Raw genomic sequence first — 2,430 nt, 5'->3', positions numbered from 1 at the left:
GGTTGTTGGTGGTGGCGTGGGGGTGAGGGGGATTAATGCGGGATACGTAAAAAGCTAGAAGAAGAAAAAGAGGCCTGTTCGGTTTTTGATCGCAAGGGTGTTTAGATCGATTAATTTTTTTATAGTAGATGAGTTTTCGGGCGTCAGATGGTTATTGAGGATCGCTAAGGTTTTGTTGAGCTCCTCAAGGTTGTAGATGACTTCGTCTTCGTAGTCGTCAATTATTTTTCCCAGCGTGGTGTTTATTGCTTCTAGCGCGCCTGACTGTAGAAGTTGTTCGTACTCTTCGTGGGTGAGCGTAACGCTTTCGAGTAAAGAGTCCGGGCAGTCGTCTACGTCTAATAAACTCATGGCCTCTAAGGTAAGTGGGGTACAGATTACTTTCATTTTTTGTGTACCTTTTTATTAAAGTGGGTGGCTTCATTGTATTCGCTTTGCGTTCTACCGATTTGCTTTCCTGAAGGGGATGTCTTGTTGTTAGGGACCACGCCTTCAAGACTCAAGTAGCGCCTTTTTCCCGGCTGTGATGGGTCATGGATTCTGAAGTAGTCCCCATTGAGGTCCTCTACAATTTCAACGCCATTTGCAGGGTTCTTGTAGATTTTCTTGCCTTTGTCTGTCGTCGTCACGATTGGGTCAGTGCCGGCAAACTTGACGATGTTTTCATCTAAGCTTGCTACCTTCCAGTTTGAGGAATACTTAGCTGCTCGCTCAGCTCCCCCAGTTTTAGGTAGTTCAGCTTCTCCTGGATCCACTTTTGTCGACTTGGCCGGATCCTTAGCACTCACCTCCGCCCCACACCCGTCTTCTCCAGGGCAGTTATTCAACCCCAACGGGTCTATCCATCCTGTAGGGTTGGGCACGTACTGGTACGCATTGATCCCACCCGCCAGCTTCACTGGATCCGGTGTCAGGTACCGACCAATATCCGGATGGTAGTAGCGATGGCGGTTGTAGTGCAGCCCGCTTTCTGGATCGAAGTATTGGCCCTGGAAGCGCAGCGGGTTGTCGATTTTTCCGATGTCGAGCCGGGTGATTTCGCCGTATGCGCGGTAGTGCGCGGACCAGACAATTTCTCCTTCGGTGTCGGTGAGTTCTTGTGGGGTGCCGAGGTGGTCAAGTTGGTAGTGGTAGACCTTGGTTTCTTTTGGGCCGAATCCTTCCAGTAGAGCCAGTGGACGAAAGCTGTCCGGTTCATAGAGGTAGCTGCGGTGACGGTCCGCATGGTGTTCGGCGATGAGTGTGTCGCCTTGCCAGAAGAACTCGGTGGTTACGTCGTCGACGGTTTTGCTGATACGCCGCCCAAACGGGTCGTAGCGGTAGCTGGCGGTCTGGCCGTTAGGTTGGGTGATGCCGATCAGCCGATGCTGGCAGTCGTAGCGGTATTCGGTGACAAGTGCGTGGCCTTTGCCGCGGCGTTCGCGGATGAGGTTGCCGAAGGCGTCGTAGTCGTAGTGGTGGTCGCCTTGGATCATCAGGCGGTTGCCGGCGACGATGTCGGGGCCGGGACGGTCTTGCATGAGCAGGTTGCCGGCGGGGTCGTGGCCGAAGCGTTCTGGCTCGTCTTGGGAGTGGTTGGCGCGGGTGAGGCGGCTTAGTGGGTCATAGTGGTAGTGCTGTTCACCTTTGCGGGTGTCGAGCAGGCGGGTGAGGTTGCCGGATTTGTCGTAGTCGTAATGGCGTTGGTAGAGGGTGTATTCCGGTTGGGTGACGGCGTGGGCGTGCAAGCGTTGCTGGTCGTCATAGTGGTAGTGGCTGATCAGTTGGCCTTGTTGGCGTTGGTGTTCCTGGCCGGCTTTGTAGAGATGCGAAGTGAGGATCTCGCCGTTCAGTTCGACGGTGGCCAGGTGGCCGCCTTTGTCGTGGTTGAAGGTGAGGCGGTTGTTGTCGGGCAGGCGCAGGTTTGTTAGTTGGCCGCAGTTGTCGTAGCCGTAGCGCAGGGTGCCCCAGCCTTGGTGTTCGGCGGTGAGGCGGTTTTGGGCGTCGTATTCGTAAGCCAGGGCCCAATGGCCATCTTCGACGCTGAGGAGGTTGCCCTGGCGGTCGTAGGCGTAATCAACGTTGTTGCCATCAGGCAGGGTTTTTCTTACGAGCCGACCGGCATGGTCGCGCTCGTAGCGGGTAACCAACTGACTGCCGTCATCGCCGTGTTCGGTCTTTTCCTGAAGATTGCCGTTGAGGTCGTAAACGTAAGCGGTGCGCTGACCGTCAAAGCCGATCTCCTGTTGGATCAGGCCGTTGGCGTGGTAATCAAGCTTGTAGGTTTCGCCAACCTCGTTTTCGATCTCGGTCAGCAACAAACGCACGTTGTCGTAGCGGTAGTTGACCTGGCTGCCATCGGCGTTGAGGCGACGGCTGATCAGGTGCAAGCCGTCGGCGTATTCGTAGCGGGTAACATTCCCCAGCTCATCGCGTTCGGAAGTGATTTTT

At 54.9% G+C, this 2,430-nt stretch carries 2 protein-coding genes; both read right to left on the bottom strand.

Annotated elements, in window-relative coordinates:
• Positions 1 to 54 precede the first annotated feature (54 nt).
• Positions 55 to 387 (bottom strand): hypothetical protein, encoded by a 333-nt coding sequence (locus K7431_RS30780; RefSeq protein ID WP_012723796.1) that lies wholly within the window; start codon positions 385 to 387, stop codon positions 55 to 57.
• A partial coding sequence (locus tag K7431_RS30775; protein ID WP_224265984.1) for an RHS repeat domain-containing protein occupies positions 384 to 2,430 on the bottom strand: 2,047 nt, incomplete at its 5' end. The genes K7431_RS30780 and K7431_RS30775, both read right to left, overlap by 4 nt.

The organism is Pseudomonas fluorescens group sp., from assembly GCF_020093335.1.
Lineage (GTDB): Bacteria > Pseudomonadota > Gammaproteobacteria > Pseudomonadales > Pseudomonadaceae > Aquipseudomonas > Aquipseudomonas petroselini.
The sequence above is the reverse complement of the archived record's forward strand: the minus strand, read 5'-3'. Positions and strand labels throughout refer to the sequence as shown.